The sequence below is a fragment of the Psychrobacter sp. AOP5-GZ1-6 genome (assembly GCF_052376345.1).
GTDB lineage: Bacteria > Pseudomonadota > Gammaproteobacteria > Pseudomonadales > Moraxellaceae > Psychrobacter.
This window is the reverse complement of record NZ_JBQSVP010000182.1, coordinates 1-4,774: the sequence shown is the minus strand read 5'-3', so window position 1 is coordinate 4,774 and position 4,774 is coordinate 1. Positions and strand designations below refer to the sequence as shown.

Annotated in this window: 3 protein-coding genes; 1 reads left to right on the top strand and 2 read right to left on the bottom strand. The window is 41.3% G+C overall.

What is annotated here, in order from left to right:
* Nucleotides 1-272 precede the first annotated feature (272 nt).
* On the bottom strand, nt 273-785 hold the full coding sequence (locus ACT3RN_RS14510) for a hypothetical protein (protein ID WP_192520787.1): 513 nt from the start codon (nt 783-785) through the stop codon (nt 273-275).
* A gap of 251 nt (nt 786-1,036) precedes the next feature.
* Nucleotides 1,037-2,620, bottom strand: coding sequence for a glycerol kinase GlpK (gene glpK / locus ACT3RN_RS14505; protein WP_192992003.1), 1,584 nt, complete (start codon nt 2,618-2,620; stop codon nt 1,037-1,039).
* Nucleotides 2,621-3,045: 425 nt separating this feature from the next.
* Between glpK and ACT3RN_RS14500 the strand changes: the two genes are divergently transcribed.
* Nucleotides 3,046-4,683 (top strand): TolC family protein, encoded by a 1,638-nt coding sequence (locus tag ACT3RN_RS14500; protein ID WP_192519849.1) that lies wholly within the window; start codon nt 3,046-3,048, stop codon nt 4,681-4,683.
* Nucleotides 4,684-4,774 lie beyond the last annotated feature (91 nt).

Genomic DNA, 4,774 nt, shown 5'->3' with positions numbered 1-4,774 from the left:
CATAAATTACTCACCATTCTAATTATTATCAATTTCTTCATACATCATAAAATATATTTATAGTTAATAATATACAACAAAAAAGCTCCCAAAGATAACTTTAGGAGCGATAAAATAACATAAATCTTATTTATCTTGATTGTCAGTATAGTAAATTCTACAACCACACTAAATTTGGTAATGAGGTAGTAAGCTTATCTACTACTTACTTACTGTCAGTTAATCTTACTGTTAGATTAACCTCATCATCTAATACTCAAGAATAATCTCAATTAAGACACGCGATTCCATGCATCACGTGAAGCTTTACGTGCATCTTTCCACTCCATACGTGACTCGCCCTTGACTTCGTGCCATGAGCGTTCTAAATCTGCCTCATGATCTTCAAAACGAGCATCTACAGGATAGTTAGCACGATTAGCATAACCTACTGCGTACGCTGGATGTAAGTCACGATCAAAATCGTAACCTTCTTTATAGTAGTCCATGTTTGCATATTCTGCACGCCAGTAAGCTTCTTCGTGAGTAGGATCAATAGCCTCTGCTGCTGCATGACCTGCTCCGCCACCAACAACTGCACCAATAGCACCACCAATCAATGTTCCTAGTGGACCTGCCATCGTACCAATAGCAGCACCTGCGGCCGCACCGCCCACGCCACCAATACCCGTTCCTAATGGGTGAGAACCTGGTTCACCTGTGATGATGTCAGCATTTAAGTCTTGCTTACTCTCTTTTGTCATATGTTTTACTTCACTGCGCTCAATATCATCATAGTTACTCATATTATTATCCTTAAATTATTTGTTATATATTAGATTTATTTTTTAATAAAGAATTAGCATATTCCGCTTAATCCATCTAAAGTATAAGAATTTATGGGTAATGACAGATAGACCGGTTATGTAAACTATGTCCAAGTTACGATTATCTTGCGTTACAGCCTGTATCTTTACAACGTTTTTGTAGGAAAGCAGAGTACTTTAAGTAATTTTCGATTAAGTGATCCAGCTAATTGATGAGATTATTTTAGAATTTATAATACTTTCAACGCTCTATCGATCGCCTGACGCCACTTATTAAGGTGCTGATCTCGCTCATCATTGGACATTGTAGGTTCAAAAACCCGATCAACTTGCCATGACGCTTGCATCGTTGTGTCGTCATACAATCCAGTTTTTAATCCTGCAAGTAATGCAGCACCTTTGGCAGTGATTTCTGTATCTCTCGGGCGCAGTACTGGCACGTCTAGTAAGTCGGCTTGGAACTGCATAAGCAAATCATTATTTGCAGCGCCACCATCCACTCTTAACTCAGTTAGTGGATGAGGACTGTCTTTTTGCATAGCGATAAGAACGTCATACGTTTGATAAGCCACTGCTTCTAGGGCTGCTCTGGCAATGTGTGCTTTGGTCGTGCCACGGCTCATTCCCGTAATACTTGCACTGATGTCCGAACGCCAATAAGGAGCACCTAACCCTGTAAATGCAGGCAGTAACACTACGTCTTCACTACTCTCCACTTGCCGTGCTAAATCTTCAATATCGCTACTTTTTTGAATCATGCCTAAATTATCACGTAACCATTGGACGATCGCGCCCGCCATAAACACACTACCCTCTAAAGCATAAGTGACTTCTTTTTTGGGTGGCTGCAACATACGCTTACCAGACTGCACGATCTGATCAAACGATAAACTGTCTGGACGAGCCGATATAGGTCGTCGTTGCCACGCAATCGTCGTCAACAGCTTATGCTCGCTTAACTTTGGTATTTGACCAATATTCATCAGCATAAAACACCCTGTACCATAAGTGTTTTTTGCCATGCCTGAATCAAGACAGCCTTGTCCAAAAAGCGCGGCTTGTTGGTCACCTAATACAGCATGAATAGGGATTTGTTTGGCAAACAGTCCTTTTTTGGTTTTTCCAAAGTCACCATCAGAAGCAACCACTTTGGGCAAAATATTCATAGGTATCGAAAAACGCGCACACAACGCTTCTGACCAAGTCAGCTTATGGATATCAAACAACAAGGTACGAGACGCATTGGTTACATCAATGACATGCTCACCACCAGTCAACTTATAAATAAGCCAACTGTCTATGGTTCCGACAGCTATTTCACCTTTATGGGCACGTACACTCAATTTGGGGTTATTTTCGAGCATCCAAGCAATTTTGCTGGCACTAAAATACGGATCTAAACGCAACCCTGTAATACGTTGTACTTCGCTTGCCATGTCGTCATTGCTGTCTTTAGCGACGCTTTCAGCAGCCAATGTTCTACAATAATCCTCGGTACGGCGGTCTTGCCAAATGATAGCAGGAGCTAAAGGTTTACCTGTTTGCCTATCCCACATGACAATAGATTCACGTTGGTTGGTAATCGCAATACTGGCAACATCAGTGGCTAGTAGTCCTGCGCGATTAATCACATCATGTGCACAGCTAATCTGTGTCTGCCAAATTTGTAGCGCATCTTGCTCGACATACCCCGCTTTTGGCGTTTGCAAAGTCGTGGGCTGCTGAACCATTTTTATCGACCGTGCGAGATCGTCATACAGTATCGCTCGACTTGATGTAGTTCCTTGATCTAGCGCCAAAATATATCCTGACATAACGAGTACCTTTTTTTAATATTTTTTATTCTGTATTTTGTAATGGTTCATCTTGTTTAATAACACCATGCAACATAATAATTATTCAATAATGAACCGTTCATACCCCAAAAATAGCCATTCGTAGTATTCGCTACAGCATTACTTATAAACGAATATTTTTAAAATAAATCTATCTACTAGCATACTACTATTGACTATACAATAGAAAACAGGAGAGTATTGACTATTGACCCGTCACTATTGTGGCACTACAGTGTACGCTTTGTTGTCGATAACGCACTTTATATCTCTGTTAAGAAGACTGTATTTTGTCCTCGATTTATCAGTAGATAGCGATAAATAAACGGTTATTGTTATTGAAATATTTAAGACGTTATATGATATCAAAAACCTTGCATTCTAATTAATGGCTTATGTGACTTATGAAATTTGCTCTATCGACTCTGTCTAATTCAGTCATGATGTTTACACTCATGGCCTTGGCTGCTTCTAATCTTGCAAGTGCAAACGAAAATGATATTGAGTCCCCAAACCAAGTAACGCCAATCAATGATGCTGACAACCAAAGCAATATTCAAAAAAGCTATGCCAAAAATAAAACCATTGCCACCAATAGCGAAATAGAAATATCTCAGCAACAGCCTAATTTAAAAACGCTAGTGGACCCAACCACTCATAAAAATATCGATAGTAGCTATTCATTAGAAGTACCTAGCTTATTGAGTCTTGAACAAGCACAGAATATTTTACTGCAAGTCTCACCCAAATTAGCAGCCAATCAAGCTGCGATTGCTTCAAGTGAATATCAAACAGATGCTCTCGATACGTTAGACAACCCGCTTGTATTTGCACGAGTGTCAGCTACGGCTTACAACTTGGACACCGATCTTGATTTATCGTCACTCAAAAGCGGTGTTGTCAATGAGGCTGACAGCCTAGCACCTTATTTTCCAAATCTGCCGAATTTGGGCGAATTGGCTGATGAGCGCATCCCTGATTCTTATGAGTTAAAACGTTCAGGTTCAACATCGGGTGCAGGAGTCGGCGTATTATGGCCTATTTATACTGCCGGACGCACCACAGCATTGACTAGTGCTTCTGAGGCGCGTACCCAAGAAGCCATCGCAGACAGCTTATTAGATAAGAACGAGCTATATAACACCTTAATTGAACGATACTTCAAAGCGCAATTGGCCATCATTGCCGCTTATCTGCGCGAAGATGCTTATGACACACTTCAGCAAACGGATCATATGGCCCAGCGACTGTTTGAAGAAGGCTTTATCTCGCGTGTGGATCGTCTAGAAGCACAGTCTGCACTGGCAGATGCAAAAAGCGAATCTGTCAATGCTAATAACGATGCACGACTTGCAATGATGGCTTTGCAGCGCCTATTGCGTACGGAATACCGTATCAAACCCACAACACCACTATTCGTTTCTAGTCGTCCTCTGCCAGATGTCACGTACTTTCAAGATTTAGCGCTTGCCAATCATCCAGGCCTACAAAAAGTCGCTGCCAAACGTAAACAAGCAGAGCAGTTACATGCATTATCTGATACTGGTTATAAGCCTACAGTGATGTTGTATGGTTATGGACAAGTCGAGAAGGATCCCAGTTGGGTCGCCGGTATCTCCGCAAGCTGGAAGCTATGGGGCGGGCTAGACAAAACGGCATCGCTGGCATCAAGTAATGCCAAAATACGCCAAGCTGATCTTTCTGAGATCGAAGTCAGTGACAACCTATTATTACTGGTCGAAAAAAACTGGCACGACGTCAATAATGCTCAGTCACGTTATCAGGCGTTACAAAGCAATGTTGATCTAGCGGCTGAAGTATTACGCTTGCGACAGTTAGGGCTACAAGAAGGTGTCAACACGCCGATTGAGGTCGTACAAGCACAAACACAGTCACTAAAAGCCCGTACTGAACAAGCACAAGCAGCAAATAGTTACGTGCAATCACTGGCTGCGCTGATGCAAAGCTGTGGCACGCCATTAGCTTTTAACACCTATCTCAACGCAGCTGATATTCAATTGCCAACTTTATATACTGAGTAATGATTTAACGTCATAAGGCATACTGATAAATATTTATACTGATTATCATAAAGCTGCCAATTGATACACTCATCTTACTGTGAACAAATAA